This is a genomic window from Bradyrhizobium vignae (assembly GCF_900324035.1).
In the GTDB taxonomy this organism is placed as follows: Bacteria; Pseudomonadota; Alphaproteobacteria; order Rhizobiales; family Xanthobacteraceae; genus Bradyrhizobium; species Bradyrhizobium vignae.
On record NZ_LS398110.1, the window covers coordinates 7,910,561 to 7,933,903 of the forward strand.

20 protein-coding genes are annotated in these 23,343 nt (G+C 65.0%); 12 read left to right on the forward strand and 8 right to left on the reverse strand.

The window, feature by feature from the left end; translation table 11 throughout:
* The first annotated feature begins 89 nt into the window (after positions 1-89).
* From BRAD3257_RS38100 to BRAD3257_RS38130, 7 genes are all read left to right on the forward strand, one after another.
* Positions 90-968: a shikimate dehydrogenase gene (locus BRAD3257_RS38100; RefSeq protein ID WP_122406109.1), complete on the forward strand. Its 879-nt coding sequence runs from the start codon at positions 90-92 to the stop codon at positions 966-968.
* Between the two features lie 55 nt (positions 969-1,023).
* Positions 1,024-2,154 carry an ABC transporter substrate-binding protein gene (locus tag BRAD3257_RS38105; protein WP_122406110.1) on the forward strand — a complete coding sequence of 377 codons (1,131 nt, stop codon included), beginning with the start codon at positions 1,024-1,026 and terminating at the stop codon, positions 2,152-2,154.
* A 238-nt stretch (positions 2,155-2,392) separates the two neighbouring features.
* Positions 2,393-3,268: a branched-chain amino acid ABC transporter permease gene (locus tag BRAD3257_RS38110; protein WP_122406111.1), complete on the forward strand. Its 876-nt coding sequence runs from the start codon at positions 2,393-2,395 to the stop codon at positions 3,266-3,268.
* Positions 3,265-4,263 (forward strand): branched-chain amino acid ABC transporter permease, encoded by a 999-nt coding sequence (locus BRAD3257_RS38115; RefSeq protein WP_122406112.1) that lies wholly within the window; start codon positions 3,265-3,267, stop codon positions 4,261-4,263. The genes BRAD3257_RS38110 and BRAD3257_RS38115 overlap by 4 nt, the downstream gene beginning before the upstream one ends.
* Complete coding sequence (locus BRAD3257_RS38120) at positions 4,260-5,003, forward strand: ABC transporter ATP-binding protein (protein WP_122406113.1); 744 nt, start codon at positions 4,260-4,262, stop codon at positions 5,001-5,003. Before BRAD3257_RS38115 ends, BRAD3257_RS38120 begins: the two co-directional genes overlap by 4 nt.
* A 9-nt stretch (positions 5,004-5,012) precedes the next feature.
* Complete coding sequence (locus BRAD3257_RS38125; RefSeq protein ID WP_122406114.1) at positions 5,013-5,750, forward strand: ABC transporter ATP-binding protein; 738 nt, start codon at positions 5,013-5,015, stop codon at positions 5,748-5,750.
* On the forward strand, positions 5,747-7,618 hold the full coding sequence (locus BRAD3257_RS38130) for a bifunctional sugar phosphate isomerase/epimerase/4-hydroxyphenylpyruvate dioxygenase family protein (protein WP_122406115.1): 1,872 nt from the start codon (positions 5,747-5,749) through the stop codon (positions 7,616-7,618). Before BRAD3257_RS38125 ends, BRAD3257_RS38130 begins: the two co-directional genes overlap by 4 nt.
* Before the next feature lie 647 nt (positions 7,619-8,265).
* Here BRAD3257_RS38130 and BRAD3257_RS38135 read toward each other — a convergent pair.
* Both BRAD3257_RS38135 and BRAD3257_RS38140 read right to left on the reverse strand, forming a co-directional pair.
* Positions 8,266-9,429, reverse strand: coding sequence for an IS110 family RNA-guided transposase (locus BRAD3257_RS38135; protein WP_122406986.1), 1,164 nt, complete (start codon positions 9,427-9,429; stop codon positions 8,266-8,268).
* Positions 9,430-9,626: 197 nt separating this feature from the next.
* Positions 9,627-10,799: an ABC transporter substrate-binding protein gene (locus BRAD3257_RS38140; protein ID WP_122406116.1), complete on the reverse strand. Its 1,173-nt coding sequence runs from the start codon at positions 10,797-10,799 to the stop codon at positions 9,627-9,629.
* Positions 10,800-11,119: 320 nt separating this feature from the next.
* Here BRAD3257_RS38140 and BRAD3257_RS38145 point away from each other — a divergent pair, with 320 nt between their 5' ends.
* Complete coding sequence (locus BRAD3257_RS38145; protein ID WP_122406117.1) at positions 11,120-12,382, forward strand: NAD(P)/FAD-dependent oxidoreductase; 1,263 nt, start codon at positions 11,120-11,122, stop codon at positions 12,380-12,382.
* A gap of 63 nt (positions 12,383-12,445) precedes the next feature.
* On the opposite strand, the gene BRAD3257_RS38150 is transcribed toward BRAD3257_RS38145, so the two are convergent.
* The 3 genes from BRAD3257_RS38150 to BRAD3257_RS38160 are packed head-to-tail and all read right to left on the reverse strand — an operon-like array spanning position 12,446 to position 15,260.
* The gene (locus BRAD3257_RS38150) at positions 12,446-13,657 is read right to left on the reverse strand and encodes an ABC transporter substrate-binding protein (protein ID WP_122406987.1); all 1,212 of its coding nucleotides are present in this window, start codon (positions 13,655-13,657) and stop codon (positions 12,446-12,448) included.
* A 58-nt stretch (positions 13,658-13,715) separates the two neighbouring features.
* Complete coding sequence (locus BRAD3257_RS38155; protein ID WP_122406118.1) at positions 13,716-14,039, reverse strand: 2Fe-2S iron-sulfur cluster-binding protein; 324 nt, start codon at positions 14,037-14,039, stop codon at positions 13,716-13,718.
* 12 nt (positions 14,040-14,051) lie between these two features.
* The gene (locus tag BRAD3257_RS38160) at positions 14,052-15,260 is read right to left on the reverse strand and encodes a cytochrome P450 (RefSeq protein WP_122406119.1); all 1,209 of its coding nucleotides are present in this window, start codon (positions 15,258-15,260) and stop codon (positions 14,052-14,054) included.
* 83 nt (positions 15,261-15,343) lie between these two features.
* Here BRAD3257_RS38160 and BRAD3257_RS38165 point away from each other — a divergent pair, with 83 nt between their 5' ends.
* Positions 15,344-15,850 (forward strand): MarR family winged helix-turn-helix transcriptional regulator, encoded by a 507-nt coding sequence (locus tag BRAD3257_RS38165; protein WP_122406120.1) that lies wholly within the window; start codon positions 15,344-15,346, stop codon positions 15,848-15,850.
* Between the two features lie 367 nt (positions 15,851-16,217).
* Here the strand turns inward: BRAD3257_RS38165 and BRAD3257_RS38170 are convergent, their stop codons facing one another.
* Positions 16,218-18,074 (reverse strand): feruloyl-CoA synthase, encoded by a 1,857-nt coding sequence (locus tag BRAD3257_RS38170; protein ID WP_122406121.1) that lies wholly within the window; start codon positions 18,072-18,074, stop codon positions 16,218-16,220.
* 138 nt (positions 18,075-18,212) lie between these two features.
* Between BRAD3257_RS38170 and BRAD3257_RS38175 the strand changes: the two genes are divergently transcribed.
* The 3 genes from BRAD3257_RS38175 to BRAD3257_RS38185 all read left to right on the forward strand — a co-directional run bounded on the left by BRAD3257_RS38175 (position 18,213) and on the right by BRAD3257_RS38185 (position 21,990).
* Positions 18,213-18,719 carry a MarR family winged helix-turn-helix transcriptional regulator gene (locus tag BRAD3257_RS38175; RefSeq protein WP_122406122.1) on the forward strand — a complete coding sequence of 169 codons (507 nt, stop codon included), beginning with the start codon at positions 18,213-18,215 and terminating at the stop codon, positions 18,717-18,719.
* A gap of 189 nt (positions 18,720-18,908) precedes the next feature.
* Positions 18,909-20,714, forward strand: coding sequence for an allophanate hydrolase (atzF, locus tag BRAD3257_RS38180; RefSeq protein WP_122406123.1), 1,806 nt, complete (start codon positions 18,909-18,911; stop codon positions 20,712-20,714).
* A 304-nt stretch (positions 20,715-21,018) separates the two neighbouring features.
* Positions 21,019-21,990, forward strand: a complete 972-nt coding sequence (locus BRAD3257_RS38185) for an IS110 family RNA-guided transposase (protein ID WP_122400484.1) — start codon at positions 21,019-21,021, stop codon at positions 21,988-21,990.
* A 230-nt stretch (positions 21,991-22,220) separates the two neighbouring features.
* Here BRAD3257_RS38185 and BRAD3257_RS38190 read toward each other — a convergent pair whose 3' ends face one another.
* On the reverse strand, positions 22,221-22,943 hold the full coding sequence (locus BRAD3257_RS38190; protein ID WP_122406124.1) for a GntR family transcriptional regulator: 723 nt from the start codon (positions 22,941-22,943) through the stop codon (positions 22,221-22,223).
* Positions 22,940-23,335 carry an oxalurate catabolism protein HpxZ gene (gene hpxZ, locus BRAD3257_RS38195; RefSeq protein WP_122406125.1) on the reverse strand — a complete coding sequence of 132 codons (396 nt, stop codon included), beginning with the start codon at positions 23,333-23,335 and terminating at the stop codon, positions 22,940-22,942. Before hpxZ ends, BRAD3257_RS38190 begins: the two co-directional genes overlap by 4 nt.
* Positions 23,336-23,343: the final 8 nt, after the last annotated feature.

A 23,343-nucleotide genomic window follows, 5' to 3' on the forward strand; every position in this document is an offset into this window, starting at 1 on the left:
GGGGGAAAGACTATCGTCGCAGCTGGAATTGCGCAGGTTTCCCCGCTAATGGCCGGGACCGGACGCTCCCAACGAGACGATAGGGAACCATGTCGAAGCGCGGATACGCCGCCAGCAAGAAGCTTCTCACAGGCCTGATCGGCGCCCCGATCGCGCATTCCGCGTCCCCCGCCATGCACGAGCGCGCCGCCGAGGCGCTTGGCCTGCGCGGCCATTACCAGCTCATCGAGGTCGCCGGCGCCGACGCGGCCGAGCTGCGCCTGATGCTCGAAGGCGTAAGGCGGCTCGGCTTTGCCGGCGTCAACGTCACTTACCCTTACAAGGAAGCAGTGGTCCCGCTGCTCGACGCGCTGGCGCCGGGCGCGGCCAGCATGGGGGCGGTCAACACCGTCGTGGTCAGGGATGGCCGGCTGACCGGGCACAACACCGACACCACCGGCTTTGCGCGGGCCGTGGCGCCGTTGCTGGCCCCGTCCGGCAACGCCGTCGCCGTGATCGGCGCCGGCGGCGTCGGCAAGGCGATCGCCTTTGCGCTCGCGAGCCTGAAAGTGGCCGACATCCGCATTTTCGACAGCGAGCCGGCACGCGCGGAGAAACTCGCCTCGCTGCTTGCCAGACAGAGCGGCGCGAGGGTGGCTGGAAGCGTCGAGGATGCGCTCGATGGCGCAACCGGTCTCGTCAACGGCACGCCAGTCGGCATGTTGCCGAGCCGTGACATGCCGGTGCCGGCGGCACTGCTCAGGCCGGACCTGTGGGTCGCGGACGCCGTCTATTCGCCGCTGATCACGCCGCTGCTGGCCGCGGCGCGAGAGAAAGGCGCCCGGATCATGACCGGGCGCGAGCTTGCGATCTATCAGGCCGCCGACGCATTCGAACTGTTCACCGGCCTTGTCCCATCCACCGATGTCATGGGAGAAGCTTTTGATGCCGCAATGGCTGCGCGCAGCGCGGCCTATCAGGCAGCTTGAGGCGAAGCGGCCGGCACAAGGCTGCTCGCGAGATTTGAAACGGGAGGAGAGGACGATGAAATCAACGCTATTGGTGGGCGCGCTGCTCACCGCCATGACGGCAACGAGCGCCCTTGCTCAGGCGATCAAGCTCGCCGACGTCGCCGAACTCTCCGGCGGCGGCGCCACCGTCGGCACCAATTGGAAGAACGGCATCGACCTCGCGATCGAGGAGATCAACGCCAAGGGCGGCGTGCTCGGCCGCAAGCTGGAGGTGACCCACGCCGACTCGCAATCCAACCCGGGCGTCGCCCGCGCCCAGGTGCAGAAGGCCCTCGACGCCGAGCCCTATGTGCTGCTCGGGCCCGGCTATTCCGGCTCGGTGAAGGTGACCGCGCCGCTTGCGGCCGAGGCGGGCATCGCGCAGATCATGGGCGGTGAAGCCGCCGAGCTGACGCAAGCCGGCAACAAGTTCCTGTTCCGCACCTCGTTCGGCCAGCAATCCTCGATGCCGAAGGTCGCAAAGTACATCCACGACGAGATGAAGGCGAAGACGGTCGCGGTGGTCTGGGTCAACAACGATTTCGGCCGCGGCGGCCGCGACGTCGTGGTCAAGGAGCTCGATCGGCTCGGCTCCAAGGTCGTCGCCGACCTCTCCACCGAGGCGGGTCAGGCCGACTTCGCCGCCGATGTCGGCAAGATCAAGGCTGCGAACCCAGACGCCGTCTTCGTCTATCTCAACGAGGAAGAGAGCGCGCGCATCCTCAAAGAGCTGAAGCGCCAGGGCGTCACCGCGCCGCTGATGGGCGAGACCACGCTGATCGGCCAGAAGGTGATCGAGCTCGCCGGCGATGCGGCCAACGGCGCGCGTGGCCATGTCGGCCTCACCACGGATGCGCCGGTCGATCTGGTCAAGGCGTTCCGCGAGAGGTTCTCCAAGAAGTACAATTACGTCCCCGATCATAACGGCCTGAAGGGCTACCTCGCCGTCTACATGGTGAAGGCCACCACCGAGAAGATGGGCAAGGTCGACCCGAAGAAGTTTGCCGACACGTTGCACGGCCTCACCATCAAGCCCGCGGACGAGCCGGGCATCCTGATGGACGTCACCTTCGACCAGAACGGCGACATCGATCGCCAGAGCTTCTTGGTGGAGGTGGTCGAAGGCAAGCAGGTCGTGAAGCAGGTGCTGCCGAAGTTGAAGTGAGGGAATCTTCGCCTCTCCCCGCGCCTGTCTCGCCGAAGCTTCACGAAGGCGGATGCGGGGAGAGATCTCTCCTCTCCCTTTCCCCGCTCTTCGCCGGGAGAGGGTGGAGTAAGGGGTGCTGCCGCAGTCACGGTGACAATTGAATTCGCGGAGAGAGACCCCTCACCCCTGCCCTCTCCCGGTAAGAACGGGGAGAGGGAGAAGGAAGAGCGGAGCGAGGGAGTGGAGAGAGGGGAAAATGTCCAACCTATTCGATCTACTGGTCGCAGGGTTAGCCACCGGCGCGATCTATGCGCTGGTCGCGGTCGGGTTCACGCTGCTGTGGCAGACCTCGCAGACCATCAATTTCGCGCAAGGCGAGTTCGTGATGCTGCCGGCGTTCCTGATGCTGGCCGCGATGCATGTCGGCGCGCCGTTCTGGCTCGCGATCATCCTCGGCATCCTCCTGTCGATGATCCTGCTCGGCCTCGCCTTCAAGCTGCTGCTGGTCGATCCGATGATGCGCCACGGCGTGCTGCCGCTGGCGATTGCGACCATGGCGCTCGCGATCGGGATCAAGGAAGCGGTGAAGCAGTTCTTCAGCGCCGAGGCTTCGCCGTTTCCCTCGATCGTGCCGACCGGCGACATCTCCATCCTCGGTCACGCCGTCTCGCTGCAGAGCCTCGGCGTGCTCGTTGTCGCCATTCTCGCCGTCCTGGGCCTGACCACCTTGCTGAACCGCACCTCGCTCGGGCATCAGATGCAAGCGGCGGCACAGAACCCGACGGTGGCGCGCATCATCGGCGTGCCGGTCGAGCGCATGATCCTGTTGACCTTCCTGATCAACGCCTTCCTGGTGGCGCTGGCCTCGCTGCTGATCACACCGATCTACCTTGCAAAGTTCTCGTCCGGTGAGGTGCTGGGCCAGGCGGCCTTCATTGCGGCGATCGTCGGCGGCTTCAACCAGGTACGCGGCGCGATCGCCGGCGGCCTTCTGATCGGCGTGCTCGACAATCTCGCGGCGACCTATGTCTCGACGCAGTACCGTGCCGCCGTGCCGATGATCTTCCTGATCGCCGTGATCCTGTTCCGGCCGCAGGGCTTGCTCGGCCGCGCCGAGGAGCGCACGGTATGAGCGGCTTCGCCAAACCGTTGAAGATCGCGCTCGGCCTTGCCGTCATCGCCGCGTTGATCATCGTCCCCATGAACTTCAACCGCTACGGCCTGTTCATCCTGAGCCAGTGGGCGGTGATGAGCATCGCCGCGATGGGCCTCAACCTCACGCTGGGCTATGCCGGCCAGGTCTCGCTGGCCCAGGGAGCGTTCGTCGGCATCGGCGCCTATGCCGCCGCGATCATGACGACGCATGGCTGGCCGCTGCCGGCCGCGATCCTGGTTGCGATTGCCTTGAGCTTCGCGATCGGCTGGGTGCTCGGCTATCCCGCGCTGCGCGTGCAGCACCACTATCTCGCCTTCGTCACACTGGCCTTCTCTACCCTCGCTTTCCTGGTGTTCCGCAACGAGAGCTGGCTCACCGGCGGCATCTACGGCATCTCCAACATTCCGCGTCCGCACATCCTCGGGCTCGCGACCAACAAGCCGCTGCCGTTCTATTATGTCTGCCTCGGCTCGCTCGCGATCGTGTCGCTCGCGGTTTGGTGGCTGATCCGCTCGCCGTGGGGGCGCGCCTTCATGGCGCTGCGCGAAAATCCGCTGCGCGCACAATCGCTCGGTGTCGACACGCGCCGCTATACGCTGATGGCGTTCGCGATCGGCTCGGCGCTCGGCGGCGTCGCCGGCGCGCTCTACGCGCCGCTGACGCAATATATCGACCCCGTTCCCTTCAACCTGTCGCTCTCGCTTGATCTGTTGATGATGGTGATCGTCGGGGGCGCGGGCTTCTATTTCGGTCCGTTCCTGGGGGCGATGATCGCGGTGCTGCTGCCGGAATGGCTGCGCTTCACGGAAGGTTATTACCTGATGCTCTACGCGGTGGCCGTGATGCTGCTGCTGATCTGGTCCCCGACCGGCATTCTGGGAATCCTCGACCGCTATCTCGCCGAACGCCGCACCAAGGCGGCGTCGGCGCTGCGCGCCGTCGCAAAATCCCGCCTGGAGACGGTGCAATGAGTGCGGTCCTCGAAGTCACCGACGTCAAGAAGAGCTTTGGCGGCATCCACGCAGTCAACGGCGTCTCGTTCGATGTCCGCGAGGGCGAGATCCTCGGCCTGATCGGTCCGAACGGCTGCGGCAAGTCCACGCTGTTCAATTGCATCCTCGGCCAGCTCACGCCATCGGGCGGCGAGGTGAAGCTCGATGGCAAGCTGGTCACGGGATTGCGTCCCTCCGAGCTCAACAAGCTCGGGGTCAGCCGCACCTTCCAGCTGTTGCAGGTGTTCCCAAAGCTCTCGGTGCGCGAGAACCTGATCCTCGCCGGACAGGAGCACCAGGGCAACATGGCCTCGCGCCTGGTCGGCCGCTCCGACGCCGGACTGACTGACGCCGCCAACCAGATGATCGGCTTCTTCAAGCTCGACCATCTCGCCGACGAGCCTGCCGGCGGCCTCTCCTATGGCCAGCAGAAGCTGCTCGACGCCGCCATGGCCTTCATGGGCGGGCCTCGCCTGGTGCTGCTCGACGAGCCCGCCGGCGGCGTCAACCCATCGATGCTGGCTGACCTGAAGGAGCGTCTGGTCGCGATCAACCGCGAGAAGAATGCCACCTTCGTCGTGATCGAGCACAACATGGAGTTCGTGATGTCGCTGTGCTCGCGCGTGATGGTGATGGCGGAAGGCAAGGTGCTGGCGATGGGCCGGCCCGAGGAGGTTCGCAGGAACCCCGCCGTGATCGAAGCCTATCTCGGACATTAGGAGCGAGTGATGAGCGACCCGATCCTCTCGGTCCGCAATCTCGTCGGCGGCTACGGCAAGATGACGATCTTGAACGGCACCACCTTCGCCGTTCCTCCAGCCACGATCACAACGATCATCGGCCCGAACGGCGCCGGCAAATCGACCGTATTCAAAGCAATCTTCGGCCTCCTGAAGCTGCGCGAAGGCAAGATCAGCTTTGCAGGCCGCGACGTCACCAATCTGAGCCAGCGCGCCCTGCTCAATGCCGGCATCTGCTACGTGCCGCAGGGCCGCAACATCTTTCCCGAGCTGTCGGTGCGCCACAATATCGAGCTCGGCGGCGTCGCTGCCGAGAAGGGGCTGGATCTGCCCCAGCGGATCGAGAAGGCGCTCGACCTGTTTCCCGCGCTGCGCCGCAAGTCGGCACAGCAGGCCTCCACGCTGTCAGGCGGCGAGCAGAAGCAGCTCGAGATCGCGCGCTCGCTGCTGCTCGAGCCAAAGCTCGTGCTGATCGACGAGCCTTCGATCGGCCTGTCGCCGCTGATGGTGCAGCAGACTTTTGGCATCCTCAAGAGCTTGCGCGACCGCGGCGTCACCATCCTGATGATCGAGCAGAACGCGCGTTCAGCGCTGGAGATCTCCGACATCGGCATCGTGCTCGAACTCGGCCAGACCCGCATGGCCGACAAGGCGGAGCGCATCCTGAACGATCCCCGCATCGGGCAACTCTTTCTCGGGGGTGCCATGGAGGACAATGCAGCATGAACAAACGCTCGATCGCCACCGTCTCCCTCTCAGGCAGCCTCGACGAGAAGCTCCGCGCCATTGCGGCCGCAGGTTTCGACACGGTCGAGATCTTCGAGAACGATCTGCTGTCCTTCGGCGCGGGTCCGCGCGACATCGCAAAGCTCTGCCGCGACCTCAACCTCGAGATCTGCGCCTTCCAGCCGTTTCGCGACTTCGAAGGCATGCCGGAGCCACAGCGTGCGCGCAACTTCGCCCGTGCCGAGCGCAAGTTCGACCTGATGCAGGAGCTCGGCACCGACCTGCTGCTGATCTGTTCCAATGTCTCCCCCAGCTCGCTCGGCGGCATCGACCGCGCCGCGGAAGATTTTCGCGAGCTCGGCGAGCGTGCGGCCAAGCGGGGTTTGCGCGTCGGCTACGAAGCGCTGGCCTGGGGGCGCCACGTCAACGACTATCGCGATGCCTGGGAGATCGTGCGGCGCGCCGATCATCCCGCGATCGGCATCATCCTCGACAGCTTTCATGCGCTGGCCCCTGGCTTTCCGACCCGTGCGATGGCCTCGATTCCCGGTGACAAGATCATTCTGGTGCAGCTTGCCGACGCACCGAAGCTCGAGCTTGACATCCTGTCGTGGAGCCGACACTTCCGCTCCTTCCCCGGCCAGGGTGACCTGCCGGTCGGCGAGTTCATGGCCGCGATCGCGGCGACCGGCTATGCCGGGCCACTGTCGCTGGAAATCTTCAACGACCAGTTCCGCGCCGGGTCGGCGGCACAGACCGCGGTCGACGGTCTGCGCTCGCTGATCCTGCTGGAGGACCAGCTCGCACCGGATTGGCCGAAGCTTGGCCGCGAGCCGCTGGCACCGAAGGCGAAGAGCCGCGGCACCGGCTTCGTCGAGTTCGCCCTCAACGAGACCAAGGCCGGCGAGCTTGCCCGCCTGTTTTCGCAGCTCGGCTTCCGCAAGACCGGCCAGCATCGCAGCAAAGCGGTAGAGCGCTGGTCGCAGGGCAAGGTCGAGCTCGTCATCAATTGCGAGACCGACGGTTTTGCGCATTCTCACTACGTCACGCACGGTCCCGGCGTCTGCGCCATCGCGCTCGACGTCGACAATGCCGGCCGCGCCATGCAGCGCGCCGAAGCACTGAAGGCGCGCACCTTCTACCAGCCGGTCGGACCAGGCGAGCTGGAGATTCCCGCGATCCATGGCGTCGGCGGCAGCCTGCTCTACTTCCTCGATCAGGCCGGCAAGAACTGGGACACCGATTTCGAGCCTGTGACGAGCGATGCCAGTGGTGACGCACTGCTGGCGGTCGATCACATCGCGCAATCGATGCCTTACGATGAGATGCTGTCCTGGCGGCTGTTCTACACCGGAATCCTCGACCTGAAACGCCTGCCGCAGATGGAGCTCGCCGACCCCAGGGGGCTCGTACAGAGCCAGGCCATCATCAACGCCGACCAGAGCCTGCGCTTCGTGCTCAACGGCTCCTCCGCCAACCGCACGCTGCCGGCGCGCTTCATCTCCGAGTTCTTCGGCTCGGGCGTGCAGCACGTCGCCTTCTCGTGCCAAGACATTTTTGCCACCGTCGCCGCGATGCGCCAACGCGGCGCGGACTTCCTGGATATTCCTGACAACTACTACGACGATATCGAAGCCAAATACGACCTCGCGCCCGAACTGATGGCGCAGCTGCGCGCCAACCACATCCTCTACGACCGCGAGGGCGACGGCGAGTTCTTCCAGGTCTACACCCACATTTTCGACGAGCGGTTCTTCTTCGAGATCGTCGAGCGCAGGAATTATCAGGGTTTTGGCGCAGCCAACGCCGGCATCAGGCTCGCAGCGCAGGCGCGCGAGGTGCGGCCCGCCAGCATGCCGCGGGTATGATGACCCTCTGCCCTTGCAGGCTCTTCCCTCTCCCCGCTTGCGGGGAGAGGCCGGAATTCGAGCGCAGCTTGAATTCCGGGTGAGGGGGAGCTTCGGCGAGACGGATATCCGCTGGAACGACGGTCTCTCAGCACGTCATTGCGAGCGCAGCGAAGCAATCCAGAATCCCTCCGCGGAAAGACTCTGGATTGCTCACATGGGGATTTGGTGTGTCAAGGCGGTTTGTTCAGCTCTTTGTTCGATTGCAGGCCAGCTCTTCGTCCCGACCGTGGAGCACGTAGGATGGCGAGCGCAGATCGAGTCAAGGTCGGCCCGTAGGGCCGTCGCGAAGCGACTTGGCCTTGACTCGAGCGAGCACGCCATCAGGCTTTGGCAGTCGGGGCAGCGGGCGGATAACTCCTTTTCGTCAGGCGATCCAAGGGTCGAGCCGGTTGTTGCAATCTGGTTTGCTTGCCAGATCAAACTCACATTCGGTCGCCGCGCGGCGGCGGCTGCACCAACATTCCGCTTGCGGCGGGCAGGCTCGAGAGGACGAGACCATTCTTCGTTACGGCGTTTGAAGCCATGCAATCCATCGGTTCGTCCACCCGGATCGGCCGAGGCTGATCAATCTCGGCGGATTGGCTTTGAGGCTGAGGAGCGTGGTGTCAGGCGGCCTTTATCTCGGCTCCCTCGATCACCACGCCCGCGGTCACGTACTTCCAGAGGGCCACGAGCAGCTTGCGCGCGAGCGCCACGATCGCGCGCTTGCGGCCGCGTTGGCTGTGCACCTTGAACCACTGGGTCAAAGCCGATTGAGGCTGGTGGCGTACCCAGAGCCAGGCGAGCTGGATCATCGTGGTTCTCAGGCGCGGATTGCCAGCCTTCGACACGCCTTGCTCGCGCTCGATGCCGCCACTGCGCCATGGCGTGGCTGCAAGGCCGGCATAGGATGCAATCTGGCGGCGGTTGGCGAACTGCCGGTAAAAGGCCTCCGACCAGAGAACGGCCGTGAAGTTCGGGCCCAGGCTCTTCAGTTCGAGCAGCATTGCCACCGGGTTCGATACGGTCTTCTCCCCCGCCGCCTTGCTCGCGGCCAGCAACGCATCCTGCTCGCGCTCCACCGCCGTGATCTGGTCGAGCAGCAGTTCGAGCCGGTCGAGTTCGCGGCTGATCTGCGCCTTCAGATGCGCCAGCAAGGCGCGCCCGTCGCCCGTCCGCAAGGCCTCCAGCCGCTTCCGCCGGTCTCGCCGCAGCGGCGCGTAGTCGAAGATCCCTTGCGCGAACAGAAGACCCTTGATCCGGTTCACATGCTCGATCCGCTCCGCGATCAAGGTCTCTCGCTCGCGGCACAGCCTACGGCGGTCCTCCTCTGCCGGAGAGGGCGCAACGACCATGGCGCAGACCCGTACCTCGCCGCGCTTGTAGGCCAGCAGCGTCCGCAACAGCGTCTCGCCATCCAGCCGGTCCGTCTTGGCCCGCCGGCGCCGGCGCGGCGTCGCAATCGAGGCCGGATCGACTACGTGGCTCTCGATGCCTTCCTGCTGCAGGGCGCGGTGAAGCCAGAACCCGTCCAGCCCCGCCTCCTGGATCGTGATGAGCGGATAGCTCTCACCCGTTCGCGCCTGCGCCTTGCGCTTCAGCTCCGCAAACAGCTTCAACAGTTCCGAAAGCTCGCCGGCCTTCATGCTGCGTTTGGACATCTTCTCGCCCTTGCAGGGCGACAGCGAAGTGACCAGCCATGTCGAACGGCTCAGTTCCAATGACACAAAAATTGCGCCAAACTGCGTGCGGATAGCGGCCAGTCCGTCGGAAGGATGATCGAGCAACATCGTCGTCTCCAGGTTGAATGGATTCAGCAACCCTCAGTCTGGCCTCAGACCTGGTCGCTATCCACTCCCCATGGAATCTTCGCTGCGCTCGCAATGACCATGTTGAACTGTCGAGGACTCCGACCGACTCGGTCCCCGCGGAGACTCCGCTCACCCCAGCCCTCTCCCCGCAAGCGGAGAGAGGAAGAAGCGTCAGCTCACTTCATCTTGCACTTGTCGTGGAAGCGATCCTGGTCGTTCTCCACGATGGTGGCGACGGTCTTCAGCGCGAGCTGGCCCTCGGAATCCTTGACCACGTCCTGCAGATAGAAATTCTGGATCGGGATGTGGTTGTTGCCGTATTTGAATGAGCCGCGCACCGACTTGAAGTTCACCTTCTCCATCTCGGCCCTCATCTCGTCCTTCTTTGAGGTGTCGCCCTTCACGGCAACGACGGCGCTGTTGATCAGGTTCGCAGCGTCATAGGACTGCGCGCCGTAGAAGGTCGGACGCAGTCCGGTGTACTTCTTGCGGTAGTCGGCGACGAAGCGCTTGTTCTGCTCGTTGGGGAGGTCGTTGACCCATTGCTGCGCGCCGGGCACCCCGAGTGCGTTCTCCTTCTGGAGCGGCAGCGAGAGCTCGTCGATGGTGAAGGCGGTGTAGAGTGGCATCGTGCTCTTCAGCCCGGCCTGCGCATATTGATTGAGGAATTGCACGCCGGCGGCACCGGGGTAGAATACGAAGATCGACTCGGCTCCGGAGGCGCGCGCCTTGGAGAGCTCGGCGGAGAAATCGAGCTGGCTCGGCCACACCGTGTATTCCTCACCCACGACCTGACCTTTGAAGGTGCTCTTGACGCCGGCCAGCATGTCCTTGCCGGCGGCGTAGTTCGGGCCGATCAGGAACACCGACTTGACGCCCTTCTGGTTCATATAAGTGCCGACCGCCTGCGGGGTCTGGTCGTTCTGCCAGGAGGTCGAGAACACGTAAGGCGAGCACAGCTCGCCCGCGAGCTGCGACGGACCGGCATTGGCCGAGATCAGGAAGGTCTTCGAATCGACCGCGGTCTTGAGCGAGGCCAACAACACGTTCGACCAGATATAGCCGACGATGAAGTCGACCTTGTCGGACTGCACCAGCTTCTCGGTTTTCTGCTTGCCGACGTCGGGCTTCTGCCCGTCATCCTCGTAGATCACCTCGACCGGCTTGCCGTCCATCTTGCGGCCGAGATGGTCGAGCGCGAGCTCGAAGGAGTTGCGCATGTCGTTGCCGATCACGGCGGTCGGGCCGCTGAAGGTCGAGACGAAACCGATCTTGATAGTGTCGCCGGCGAACGCCTGATTTGCCAGCACCAGCGCCGCTGCGCCCGCCAGCCAAAATGCCCTTCTCATAACCACTCCCCTCCTTATTATCGGTCCCGGAAACGGGGTGATCGCCGCCCCGGGCCTGTCTCTATTGAACGCAAAATCCATCGAGCCGCCAACGGCTCAGCGGCGGCTCCTGCACCATATTTCGCCCTAATCTGCGATGGCAAGAAATATAATTCTACTCACTTCGGCCAAGGCCGCCCAAGGCCGGCCCGGAGGCTGCGGCGCTTTTTCGCGCCAGATCGATACATCAGGCCTATGCGACGATTGATGACGACTATTGGACCACGACGCCCGATCCGCACTTAAATGCAGGTGAGCAGCAGCGAGATTCGAGGTGCATCATGGCCGCCACTCCCCACCGCGTTGTCATCGTCGGCGCCGGCTTCGGCGGGCTGGAGACGACCTACCGCCTTGCGGGCGCACCGGTCGAGATCACGCTGATCGACCGCCGCAATCATCATCTGTTCCAGCCGCTGCTCTACCAGGTCGCGACCGCATCGCTCGCGACCAGCGAGATCGCCTGGCCGATCCGCCATCTCATGCGCGACCGGCGCGAGGTGACGACGCTGTTCGCGACGGTGAGCGGCGTCGATGCCGAGCGGCGCCGCGTTCTGATCGACGATGGCAGCGAGGTACCCTATGACACGCTGGTGCTCGCCACCGGCGCGCGGCACGCCTATTTCGGCCATGACGAGTGGGAGGTATGGGCGCCTGGCCTGAAGACGCTGGAGGATGCGACCACGCTGCGCCGGCACATCCTGGTGGCATTCGAGCGCGCCGAGCGCGAGACCGATCCGAAGCGGCGCGCGGCGCGGCTGACCTTCGTCATCGTCGGCGCCGGCCCGACCGGGGTCGAGCTCGCCGGCACCATCGCCGAAATGGCGCACCACACTTTGCCTGCCGATTTCCGCAACATCGACACGACGAAGGCACGCGTCGTTCTGATCGAAGCCGGCCCGCGTGTGCTCGCCGGCTTTCCCGACGACCTCTCGGCTTACGCGCAGGCCTCGCTGGAAAAGATCGGCGTCGAGGTCGTGCTCGGCCAGGCCGTCACCGAGATCAATCGTGAAGGCGTCGTGTTCGGCGGCAAGCTGCTCGAGGCAAAGACACGGATCTGGGCCGCCGGCGTGCGCGCCTCGCCCGCGGCCGAATGGCTGGGCGCAGACAGCGATCGCGCCGGGCGCGTGCTGGTGGAGCCCGACCTCAGCATTCCCGGCCATCCCGAGATCTTTGCGATCGGCGATACCGTCACCATCAACGCCTGGGACGGCAAGCCGGTGCCGGGTATCGCGCCGGCGGCCAAGCAGCAGGGCCGTCATGTCGCCGAGACCATCAAGGCGCGGCTGCGCGGCACATCGGCGGGCCCGTTCCGCTACAAGCACGCCGGCAGCCTCGCGCAGATCGGCAAGCGGCTCGCGGTGATCGACTTCGGCAAGATCAAATTGCGCGGCACCATCGCGTGGTGGATCTGGGGCATCGCCCACATCTACTTCCTGATCGGCCTCCGCCACCGCCTCAGCGTCGCCCTCAGCTGGCTCTGGATCTACGCGCGCGATCAGCGCGCGGCGCGGCTGATCACGCAGGGATCTAGCAAGGTGGTGTAGGGACGTTTCTCCTACCCTTCCCAGGAGGGGGAGGATGAAGGAAGATCGCGCTCCTGGCTACATTCACTTCACCAGCTCGCACCCGCCCTCCGCCAGCGGACGGAACGCCTGGTCCGCCGGAATGGTCGAGACCAGCTTGTAATAATCGTACGGATATTTCGACTCTTCCGGCTTCTTCACCTCGAACAGGTACATCGGATGCACGACGCGGCCGTCCTGGCGGATCGTGGTGTCGCCGAACAGCTTGTCCTTGCCTTTGAACTTCTTCATCTCGGGCACGACATTCTTGGCGTTGTCGCTGCCGGTGGCGGCGACGGCATTGAGATAAGCGAGCGTGGAGGCGTAGACGCCGGCCTGATTGCCGCTCGGCATCTTGCCGTTCATGCCGGCGCGGGCTGCGAAGCGTTTCGCAAACGCGCGCGTGTCGTCGTTCATGTCCCAGTAGAAGGCTTCCATCAGCTGGAGGCCTTGCGCGACCTTGATGCCCATGCCGTGGATGTCGTTGATGAAGAGCAGGAAGGCCACGAGCTTCTGCCCGCTCTGCTGGAGCCCGAACTCGGCGGCCTGCTTCACCGCGTTGATGGTGTCGCCGCCGGCATTGGCCAATCCGATCACCTGCGCCTTCGAGCTCTGCGCCTGCAACAGGAAGGACGCGAAGTCGGAGGTGCCGAGCGGATGTTTTGACGAGCCGAGCACCTTGCCGCCGTGTCCTTCGATGTATTTCTGCGCCTCCGCCTCGATACCCTTGCCGAGGGCGTAGTCGACCGTGAGGAAATACCACTCCTTGCCGCCTCGCGACATCATGGCGGCCGCCGTGGTGTTGCCGGTCGCCCAGGCATCGTTGACCCATTGGATGGTGTTCGGCGAACAGGCCTTGCCGGTGAGATCCGAGCTCGCCGTCGAGGACGCCAGGAACGTCATGCGGCTGTCGCGCAACAGCGCGTTGATGGAGAGCCCGACGGCCGAGTTCGGCACGTCGACGATGGCATCGACGCCCTCGATGTCGAGCCATTTGCGCGCGATGGCATTGCCGACATCGGCCTTGTTCTGGTGGTCGGCATAGACGATCTCGACCTTGATGCCCTTAGCCCCGCCGTTGAAATCCTCCGCCGCCATGCGCGCGGCCTCGACCGAGCCCATGCCGTTGGTGTCCTGGAAGATGCCGGAGATATCGTTGAGCACGCCGATGCGCACCACGTTGTCCGAGATCTCGGCATTCGCCGCGCCGGTCGCCAGGCTCGCAGCCAGCGCGAGAGTCAACTTCAGATGCTTCATCATTCCCTCCCCTGTTTGATGTATTGTCGCGCCGGTCGTTGCCGGCACGTTCCGAGATTCAGACCTGCCGCTCCGGCATCCTCAGCACCAGCCCGTCGAGCTCGGGCGTGATGTCGATCTGGCAGGACAGCCGGCTGTTCGGCAGCCGCTCGGCGGCGGTGCCGTCGAGCAGCGCATCCTCATCGTCAGCCATTGCAGGCAGGCGCACGAGCCAGGCCTCGTCGACATAGACGTGGCAGGTCGCACACATGGCGTTGCCGCCGCATTCGGCCAGGATGCCGTCGAGGCCGTGACGGGTCGCGGCCTGCATGGCGCTCTCGCCGCCTACGGTCTCGATGCGGATGGACTTGCCGTCGGGATGGATGAAGGTGATGGCGGGCATCAAAGCTCCTCGTCAGGCCGGGGTGATGGTGACAGGCAGGCTGTCGAGCCCACGCAGCGTGTTGTTGAAGCGGCGCTTCGGCTCGCCCGTGATCTCGATCTTCGCGATGCGGCGCGCCAGCGCCGTCAGCATCACCTCGCCTTCAAGGCGTGCCACGAGCTGGCCGACGCACATGTGAATGCCCGAGCCGAACCCGACATGGCCGGAGGCGCGGCGGGTGATGTCGTAGCTGTCGGGCCTGTCCCAGCGCCTGGGATCGCGATTGGCCGCGGCGAGGAACATCAGCACTTTCTCGCCCTCGCCGATCCTCGCGCCTGACAGCTCGACCTCGCGCGTCGTGGTGCGGAAGAAGGTCTGCACCGGGCTCTCGAACCGCACGGCCTCCTCGAAGGCGCCGCGCGCCAGCGAGAGATCATTGCGCAGGCGCTGCCATTGATCGGGAAAGCGCGCGAGGCAATAGACCGCGGCCCCGATGCCGTTGACGGTGGTGTCGAGACCGGCCGAGAGCAGCGAGCGCACCAATAGCGGTGCCTCGGTCGCGGTGATGGCGCCCTCGTCGACCTGCGCATGGATGCAGGCGCCGAAGCCACCGGGCGCAAGGTTCTCGCGCTGGCACTGCTCGGCGACATAGGCCTGGTGCGGCGTCGAGCGTTCGATTGCCTCCTGGCGGAGCCGGTTCGGCGGACCGAACGCGTTGAACACGACGCTCGCATAGGGAATGAGATGCTCGCGGCCTTCGGGCTTCAGGCCAAGTGCATCCGGAAAGATCGACAGCGGGTAGGCCTCGGCGAGATCGGTGATCGCATCAAAGCTGCTTTTTTCGATCAGCGCATCCACCCGCTCCTCCGCCGCCGCGGCAAACCGGTCGCGCACCTGCTTCATCACTGTCGGTGACAGCACTTTCGACAGCACGGCGCGGGTGCGGGTGTGCGCGGGCGGATCGGCTTCCAGAATCAGGCTCGGCGGCCGCCATGGCGTCTCCTTCTTGAAATCGGACAGCCCGACGCCGCGGCTGGAGCAGAAGGTTGCGGGATCGTTCAAGACGGCATGGACCTCGGCATAGCGCGCAACGCCGTACACCTTCCATTTGTCGAGATAGACCACCGGGCCGGCTTCCCGCAGCAGCTCATGGGTGGGATAGGGGTCGGCGAAAAACTTCATGTCGAAGGGGTCGACGTCGAGATGCGGGACACCTGATCCAACGGAGCCGGATGCGGTCATGAAAGACCTCCCTCATTTTGACCTTGTGAAAGGGCGGCGCATGCCCTTAGGTCTTCGGGCCCGCCGCGAGTCAGAAAACCGATATGCCGCCGTCCTCGACCAGAGTTCGCCAAAAGCTCGCCCCCAGTGATGCGGGGCCGACGCTCGACCTCGAGCGTTACGTGCCCGCGTTCATCACCTTCATCGCCAACAAGCTCTCGAACAGCGCGACCGCGTTCTATCAGAAGCAGTTCGGCGTCAACGTCACGGAATGGCGGATCATGTCGCTGCTGGCGCTCGAGCCGGGCATTCCCGCCTCGCGCATCTGCCACGTCATCGGTTTCGACAAGGGGCCGGTGAGCCGGACACTGGCCGGCCTCGAGAAACGCGGACTGGTGTCGATCCGCACCGATCCGAACGACGGCCGCACCCATTCGATCGCGCTGACGGCGAAAGGCCGCGCCACCCATGACAAGGTGATCGTCGCCGCGCTCGAGCGCGAGCGGCGGCTGCTGTCCTGCCTCAGCAAGGACGAGCGCGAGGTTCTGATCGACCTGCTGCGCCGGCTGCACGAGAATCTCGGCGCGGTGACGGACAGCAGCCACACCTGACACGCAGCGCCGAGGCTGCGTCGTGCCGGCACTTTCAGGCATGCGCCCACGTATGTTCGCGGCACCAATCCTGCCGAACATTGTTTCCTCCGAGATCGGCCGCGGCAGTTCGTCTGCCGTCGTCCGCCCCTGGAACGGTTCGCATAAATTAGTTGCTTAGGCAACAAAAGATTCGGCAGATATTACGACAGGATGGCTGGCTTAGTTCGGTGGGCTCAGCGTCTCGCTCTCGTGTCCCGGACGCGGCGCGATGACGCGACACAAAGCCGGGATCCAGATTTAGCGACGCCCGCAAAGAATGGGCCCCGGCTCAGCAGCGCATCATTGCGTGCTGCGCTGCGTCCGGGGCGTATGCGCGGCAACTGCATTAGCCGGCGCGGCCGATCCATTCCCCCGACGCATCATCGTTCAACCGCGCCAACGCCTCCGCACGCCGCGTCAGCACGGCGCGCTGGTTGATGTAGCCCTTGTCGGTGATCTCGCCGCCATCGACCGAGGGCGGCTCCGCGAGCAGCAGCGCGCGCGTGGCGTGGCCGGAGGAGTTGCCACTCTGCTGTTTCAGCCGCGCCAGACCCTGCGCGATCGCACCCCTGACCTTGTCGTGCGCCAACACTTCGTTCACATCAGCCGTCTCGGGCAGCCCGGCATGCGCGCGGCAGGCCGCGACGTTCGGGAACACCAGGAAGCGCACCTCATCGCCGCCGTGGCCCGACACGACGATGTCCTGCGCGAGTGGCGCCAGCGCGGCGATCCCGGCAACGCGGAGAGTGCCGACGCTGACCCAGGTGCCGGAATTGAGCTTGAAGTCCTCGGCGACGCGACCGTCGAAGAACAGGCCGCGCTCCGGCCGCGCGCTATCCGCGAGCTTCACCGCATCGCCGATCAGATAGAAACCCTCTTCGTCGAAGGCCTGCCTGGTCAGTTCCGGCGCCTTCCAATAGCCCGGCGTGACATTGGGGCCGCGCACGCGCACCTCCAGCTTGTCGCCTGACCTAACGAGCTTCAGTTCGGTGCCGGGAATTGGCACGCCGATATTGCCGGACCGCTCGGCGAGGAAATGGCAATCGGTGGCGAGCGGGGAGGTCTCCGTCGAGCCCCAGGCCGAGACCATCGGCAGCGTGCGGCCGACAGTCTTGAGCGAGAGCTCTTCGAGCGCATCCCACAGATTCTGCGGCAGCGCGGCGCCGGCGTAGAAGGCGAATTTCACCTCGCCGAAGAAGCGGCGGCGCAATTCCTCGTCGCTGCGCAGCGCCGCGATCAGCATGTCGAATCCGCGCGGCACGTTGAAATAGACCGTCGGCATCACGCTTCTGAGGTTCGCAAGTGACGTCGCGAACAGACCGGGCGCAGGCTTGCCGCCGTCGATATAGAGCGAGCCGCCATTGCGCAGCACGAGGTTGAAATTGTGGTTGGCACCGAAGGTGTGGCTCCAGGGCAGCCAGTCGAGAATGACGAGATTGCCGCGGCTCTCTTCGAGGAAGGTCCAGGTCTGCGCCTTGGCTTGCTGGCTGGAGGTCAGCATGCGCTGGGTGTTGATGACCGCCTTGGGCGTGCCGGTCGAGCCTGAGGTGAACAGGAATTTTGCGATCGTATCAGGCGTCACCGCGGCGAAGGCTGTTGCAACGGCAGGCGTCTCGGGCGTTGCGGCAACGGTGCGGAAGGCCAGCGCGTCGGCATCAGCAGCATTGCCGCTGATGATCTGCGCTTGGTGCAGCGGCTTGATGGCTGCCAGCGCTGCCGCGAACGGCTTGGTCGCCGAGACGTAGATCGCGCCCGGCTCGAGCAGCGCGATCATGCTCTTGAGCTTGTCAAAATCTTTCGACATCAGCGAATAGGCCGGTGAGATCGCGGCCGAGGGCACGCCGACATGCTGAGCGGCGAGCGCGAGCAGCGCATGGTCGATGCTGTTGTCGGAGAGGATCGCGAGCGGCCGCTCGGCGCTGAGGCCCTGCGCGAGGATCCAGGACGCGGCGGCGCGCACGTTCCGCAGCGCCTGCGCATAGGTGACGGTGGTCCAGGGCGCTTCGACGCTGCCGCGCTCGGCCAGGAAGATCGCATCCGGCGTTTGCCGCGCCCATTGCTCCAGCCAATCGCCCACGCAGCGCGCAGCAGCGCGCAACGGATCCGGCGATCGCAGCACGATGCTGCCGTCGGCGCAAAGCTCTGCGACGGTCCTTGGCGTTGCGAACAGGCCTGCAACGTCACCATCTGGGGCAACTGTCATGTGTTTCCTCCGCGGCGGGCCGCAGCCTCGTTTCGGGCCGCTTTGGCCATAATGTTGGGCACGGCAATTGTTGTCGTCAACAACATTCTTCCTCTCGGCGCTTCGAGGCATTAGGATTGCGCGACAGGAGACACCGACGTGACAGCCAATGCAGCCCGGGCCGACACCCGCCCCTCCCCGCGCAGGCGCGCCGGCAACGGCGCAGCGCCTCGCGAGGCCGCCGGCGACATTGGCCTCGACTCACTGGTCGGGCACGCCGGCTATGCGGTGCGACGCTTCCAGATCTGGATCTTTCAGGACTTCATCAAGACGCTCGGCGAGGTCGACATCAGGCCGACGCAATATTCGGTGCTGACGGTGATCGGCGCCAATCCGGGCTTGTCACAGATGGCGGTGGCAAAGCGCCTCGGCATCGAGCGCGCCCGGCTGGTGCATCTGCTCGACAGCCTCGAGCAGCGCAAGCTGGTGAAGCGGATCAAATCGAAGGAGGACCGGCGCTCCCATGCCTTGCATCTGACCGCGCAGGGCGAGACGGCGCTGACGAAGTTCAAGCGGCTCGCGGCCGAGCACGAGCGGCACGTCGAGGCGAAGATCGGCAAGGAGAACCGGGCGCACCTGCTCCGGATCCTCGCCGGCTTCACCTGATGTCGCCCATGATTTGGGCAGATGCACGTCACAGGTCGCCGATGCGACGGCCCATGCGCCTGCCGAAATATTCCCCAAGCCACTGATCGCACGATAATATCCGGAGCAATCGCCCTGCCCGGATAATGTACACAATGGCACATCGCTTGCTTCACTCCAGGCGAAGACGAAATGCCGGAGTTGGACGCCATGGGGGCTCAGCAGCCTGAAACGATCGCCGCGATTGTGGCCGCGCATCGCGCGGGGACGCTTACGCCGGCACAGACGATCGCGCGGACCTATCAGCGCATCCGCGACCACAACGATCCCGCCGTGTTCATCAGCCTGCGCGACGAGAAGGATGCGATCACGGAGGCCGAAAAGCTCGCCACGAAGGACGCGGCCAGCCTGCCGCTCTACGGCGTGCCGGTCGCGGTGAAGGACAATATCGACGCGCTGGGCTTTCCCACGACTGCAGCCTGCCCGGCTTTCTCCTACACGCCGGCACACGATTCGACTGCGGTGGAGCGCCTGCGCGCCGCAGGCGCCATCATCATCGGCAAGACCAATCTCGACCAGTTCGCGACCGGCCTCGTCGGCGGCCGTTCGCCCTACGGCATTCCCCGGAATTCGATCCGCGAGGATCTGATTCCCGGCGGGTCGAGCTCGGGCTCGGCCACCGCCGTCGGCGCCGGGCTCGTACCGCTGTCGCTCGGCACCGACACCGCCGGCTCTGGCCGCGTGCCGGCGATGCTCAACAACATCGTCGGGCTGAAGCCGAGCCTCGGCATGATCTCGACCGCTGGCCTGGTGCCGGCCTGCCGCACGCTCGATTGCATTTCGGTGTTCGCACTGACGGTGGACGATGCCGCGCTCGCACTGTCGGTGATGGCCGGCCCGGACCGGGCCGATCCATTCTCGCGCGAGCGGCCGCTGGGCCCGCTCACGCAATTCCCCGCCAATTTGCGCCTCGGCGTGCCGCGCAACGGGCAGCTGATCTTCTTCGGAGACAAGAAGGCGGAAGCCGCTTACGGCGATGCGCTGAAGCGCTGGACCGCGCTTGGCGCGGTGCTGGTCGAGTTCGACCTCGAGCCGTTCTACGAGACGGCGCGGCTGCTCTATGAGGGGCCGTGGGTCGCCGAGCGCTATCTCGTGATCAAAGACCTGCTCGCTTCCGCACCCGATGCGATCCACCCCGTCACCCGCGAGATCACGGCGGCCGGCGCGCGACTGACGGCGGCGGAGACCTTCTCCGCGCTCTATCGCCTGCAAGGGCTGCGCAAGATTGCCGAGCGCACGTTTGCGAACATCGACGCGCTGGTGCTGCCGACGGCGCCGACGGCCTACACCACCGCGCAGGTGCTCGCCAATCCGATCGAGCTCAACAGCCGGCTCGGCACCTACACCAATTTCGTCAACCTGCTCGATCTCTGCGGTCTCGCCGTGCCGGCTGCGATGCGCAGTGATGGCATTCCGTTCGGCATCACGCTGCTCGCGCCCGCCGGACACGATGCGATGCTGGCTAGCATCGGCCGCGTGTTCCATGCGGATACGAAACTGGCAGTTGGCGCAAAGGGCGTCGCGCAGCCCGCGCTCGCGCCGCTGCCCGCCGAACGCATCGACGAGATTCCGATCGCGGTGGTCGGGGCGCATCTGTCCGGCATGGCGCTGAACGGCGAGTTGAAGGCGTTGAGCGGGAAGCTGATGGAGGCGACAAAGACCGCGCCGGACTACAAACTCTATGCGCTCAACACCACGCCGCCGAAGCCGGGCCTGCTGCGCGTCGCAGCCGGCAAAGGTGCGTCGATCGAGCTGGAGATCTGGTCACTGTCTGCGGCGGCGTTCGGCAAGTTCGTCAACGCGATTCCCGCACCGATGGCGGTCGGCACGATCCGGCTTGCCGATGGCCGCAGCGTGAAGGGCTTTCTCGTCGAGCCGGAAGTGCTGGGCGAGGCGCGGGATATCACCGCATATGGGGGATGGCGGAAGTATATGGCGGAAGCCGCGAGAGGGTGAGTCCTGTGGGGTGGGCAAAGCGAAGCGTGCCCACCATTGCTGATGCGATCCCAGAGAGATGGTGGGCACGGCGCGTTGCGCCTTTGCCCACCCTTGTTTTAGCGCACCGGACTAGAATGGCCTCGTTCCGTGAGGAATGGCCCAGCTCGGGTGGCCGCCCGAGCTGGGCTGCCGATCGATCGGATCGATGCCGACCGAAGCCTTGAGGGCTGCCTTTCGTAGCAGGATCGCGATCGGTACTTCATCGGGACCCGGATGGTTGAACGAACTTTAGGTTCGCACACACAAGGGAGGGTCGACGAAGATGGCCAAGCGTATCACGATCTGTGCCGGGATCGATACCGGTAAACGTAAGCTCGATGTGGCACTTGATGGCAGTTTGGAGCGGCTTCAGGCCGATAACACGCCGGATGGCTATAAAGTGCTGGTGGAATGGTTGCAGCGCCACAAGGTCAAACGGGTCGGGATCGAGGCGAGCGGCGGCTATGAGCAGGCTGTCGTCGCCGAGTTGCGGCGCCAGCGGTTTGTGGTCGTCGTATTTCAGCCGGCCCAGGTGCGCGCTTATGCCGTGTTCCAGCTGCAGCGCGCCAAGAACGACAAGATCGATGCCGCGCTGATTGCGGCCTGCACCGCCGCGGTCAAGAAGATCCACGCAGCTCCGGATCCCCGCTTGCTGCCATTTGCCGAGCACCTGACGATGATCGACCAGATCACCGAGGACATTGCTCGGCTGAAGAACCGGATCGAGAGCTGCCGCAATATGCGGCTCCAGAAGCTGTGGAAGGAGGATATCGCTCGCCTGGCCAAGCGCGAGAAGGTCGAACTGAAGGCACTGGCCGCCGCAATCCGTGAGCATCGCGATCTTGCCGAGCGGCTCGACTTGATCAACAGCATCGATGGTATCGGGCTAAAGACCGCCATGGTCATTCTGGTGCGGATGCCCGAGATCGGTCAGATCACGCGCGAGCAAGCGGCCGCGCTGGCTGGCATTGCCCCTTACGATGACGACAGCGGCGATCGCACCGGCGTTCGTCACATCGCCGGCGGGCGTGAACGGCTGCGACGTGCGCTCTTTACTGCGGCGCTGCCGGCGTCATTTCGCTGGAATCCGCAGCTCATCACGCTCTATGGAAGGCTGATGGGAGCAGGCAAGGAACACAAGCGCGCATTGATCGCTTGCGCCAGAAAGCTATTAATCTTCGCCAACACAGTGGTCGCCCGCGGCACGCCTTGGCAGACAAAACCGCCCGAGATCGCGAGGGCTCCGGCTACCTGATGGCGTTTCTTTGTTCGGCCGAAGCACCGTTTCTTCGTCCCGACCTGCCGTCACAAAGACGCCGCGCGCCGCGGCCGTCAAAGGCTGGCCGTCGCCCTGGCCTCAACTCCATCTCCGCTGCCGCCAGGCCACGCCTTGACGGCCGCAAGCACGGCGTCATGCTACCCTCAGCGATCGGGCGAATCTAATGGTTGCTACGGCACTGCACCGCGTCCGGGACGCGGGTCCGGCTACACCGACACCGCGTAGATCTCGTACTCCCCGCGCACCAGCTCGATATGCGCGCGCATCGCGGCCGCGGCGCCCTGCTTGTCGCCGCGCATGATGGCGACGACGACGCGGTCGTGCTCGGCCTGCGATTTGGCGAGACGGCCGAGATTGCGGAACTGGGCGCGGCGGAACGGCTGCACGCGCACGCGCGTCGCCAGCGTGATCTCGGCGATGTAGCCGTTCTGCGAGCCGGAATAGATCGTGTTGTGGAAGCGCTCGTTGACCTCGTGAAAGCGCTCGGGATTGCCGGCGTAGCTCAAGAGCCGCAGCTCTTCGTGGACGGCCTCGAGCGCATGCCGCTCGGCAGGGGACATGCGCTCGGCGGCAAGGCCGGCGCACAGCGCCTCGAGCTCGGCCATCGCCTCGAACATGCTCTTCAGCCGCTCGATCGACGGCTGCGCCACCACCGCGCCGCGATGCGGCCGCGCCTCGACCAGGCCGCTCGCGACCAATTGGCGCAGCGCCTCGCGCACTGGGGTGCGCGAAACGCTGAAGCGCCGCGCGATGTCGGTCTCGTCCAGCGGCGCACCGGGTGCCAGGGTTCCGCGCACGATCTCGTCCGCAAGCTGAAGACGCAGCTCCTCGGCGCGCGTGACCTTCTGCACCGACGGCGAGGGACGGTCGACGCGGGGCACCACCGGCTCGCCCGGCAGTGTCCCCTGCGGAAAATCGTCAAGCGTCATACGGTCTCTTTCGGCTCGTCGATGATGCTGACATGAGCGGCGACGACGCGCCAGCCCTCCGGGAAACGTATCCACGTCTGCATCTGCCGGCCGACCTTGCCGGGCGCCGTGTCGCGATAGAACAAGGTGGACGCCACGGCCGTGTCGCGGCCGTAGCTCGTGATCACCGTCTTTGCCGTGCGACGATTGAGCCCGACCGGCGAGCGCGCGGCGCGGAAGCCGGAGATCGCCTCATAGCCATAGAGGTTCTCGCCCATGCCGTAGCGCAAGGTGCGCGGGTCGTTGCGGAACAGCTCGCCGAGCACGGCGACGTCGTTGCTGACGAGGGCCTGCTCATAGCGCTCGAACGCGGCTTTGACTTCCGCGATCACCTCGGGGAGATCGATCTCCATCTCAGAAT

Coding starts and splice junctions, on each gene's coding strand:
- BRAD3257_RS38165 (WP_122406120.1), top strand. CDS start 15,344: ATGCCGCCGTCCTCGACCAGAGTTCGCCAAAAGCTCGCCCCCAGTGAT.
- BRAD3257_RS38130 (WP_122406115.1), top strand. CDS start 5,747: ATGAACAAACGCTCGATCGCCACCGTCTCCCTCTCAGGCAGCCTCGAC.
- BRAD3257_RS38160 (WP_122406119.1), bottom strand. CDS start 15,260: ATGACCGCATCCGGCTCCGTTGGATCAGGTGTCCCGCATCTCGACGTC.
- BRAD3257_RS38105 (WP_122406110.1), top strand. CDS start 1,024: ATGAAATCAACGCTATTGGTGGGCGCGCTGCTCACCGCCATGACGGCA.
- BRAD3257_RS38185 (WP_122400484.1), top strand. CDS start 21,019: ATGGCCAAGCGTATCACGATCTGTGCCGGGATCGATACCGGTAAACGT.
- BRAD3257_RS38135 (WP_122406986.1), bottom strand. CDS start 9,429: ATGTTGCTCGATCATCCTTCCGACGGACTGGCCGCTATCCGCACGCAG.
- BRAD3257_RS38120 (WP_122406113.1), top strand. CDS start 4,260: ATGAGTGCGGTCCTCGAAGTCACCGACGTCAAGAAGAGCTTTGGCGGC.
- BRAD3257_RS38110 (WP_122406111.1), top strand. CDS start 2,393: ATGTCCAACCTATTCGATCTACTGGTCGCAGGGTTAGCCACCGGCGCG.
- BRAD3257_RS38150 (WP_122406987.1), bottom strand. CDS start 13,657: ATGAAGCATCTGAAGTTGACTCTCGCGCTGGCTGCGAGCCTGGCGACC.
- BRAD3257_RS38140 (WP_122406116.1), bottom strand. CDS start 10,799: ATGAGAAGGGCATTTTGGCTGGCGGGCGCAGCGGCGCTGGTGCTGGCA.
- atzF (WP_122406123.1), top strand. CDS start 18,909: ATGGGGGCTCAGCAGCCTGAAACGATCGCCGCGATTGTGGCCGCGCAT.
- BRAD3257_RS38125 (WP_122406114.1), top strand. CDS start 5,013: ATGAGCGACCCGATCCTCTCGGTCCGCAATCTCGTCGGCGGCTACGGC.
- BRAD3257_RS38145 (WP_122406117.1), top strand. CDS start 11,120: ATGGCCGCCACTCCCCACCGCGTTGTCATCGTCGGCGCCGGCTTCGGC.
- BRAD3257_RS38100 (WP_122406109.1), top strand. CDS start 90: ATGTCGAAGCGCGGATACGCCGCCAGCAAGAAGCTTCTCACAGGCCTG.
- BRAD3257_RS38170 (WP_122406121.1), bottom strand. CDS start 18,074: ATGACAGTTGCCCCAGATGGTGACGTTGCAGGCCTGTTCGCAACGCCA.
- BRAD3257_RS38115 (WP_122406112.1), top strand. CDS start 3,265: ATGAGCGGCTTCGCCAAACCGTTGAAGATCGCGCTCGGCCTTGCCGTC.
- hpxZ (WP_122406125.1), bottom strand. CDS start 23,335: ATGGAGATCGATCTCCCCGAGGTGATCGCGGAAGTCAAAGCCGCGTTC.
- BRAD3257_RS38190 (WP_122406124.1), bottom strand. CDS start 22,943: ATGACGCTTGACGATTTTCCGCAGGGGACACTGCCGGGCGAGCCGGTG.
- BRAD3257_RS38155 (WP_122406118.1), bottom strand. CDS start 14,039: ATGCCCGCCATCACCTTCATCCATCCCGACGGCAAGTCCATCCGCATC.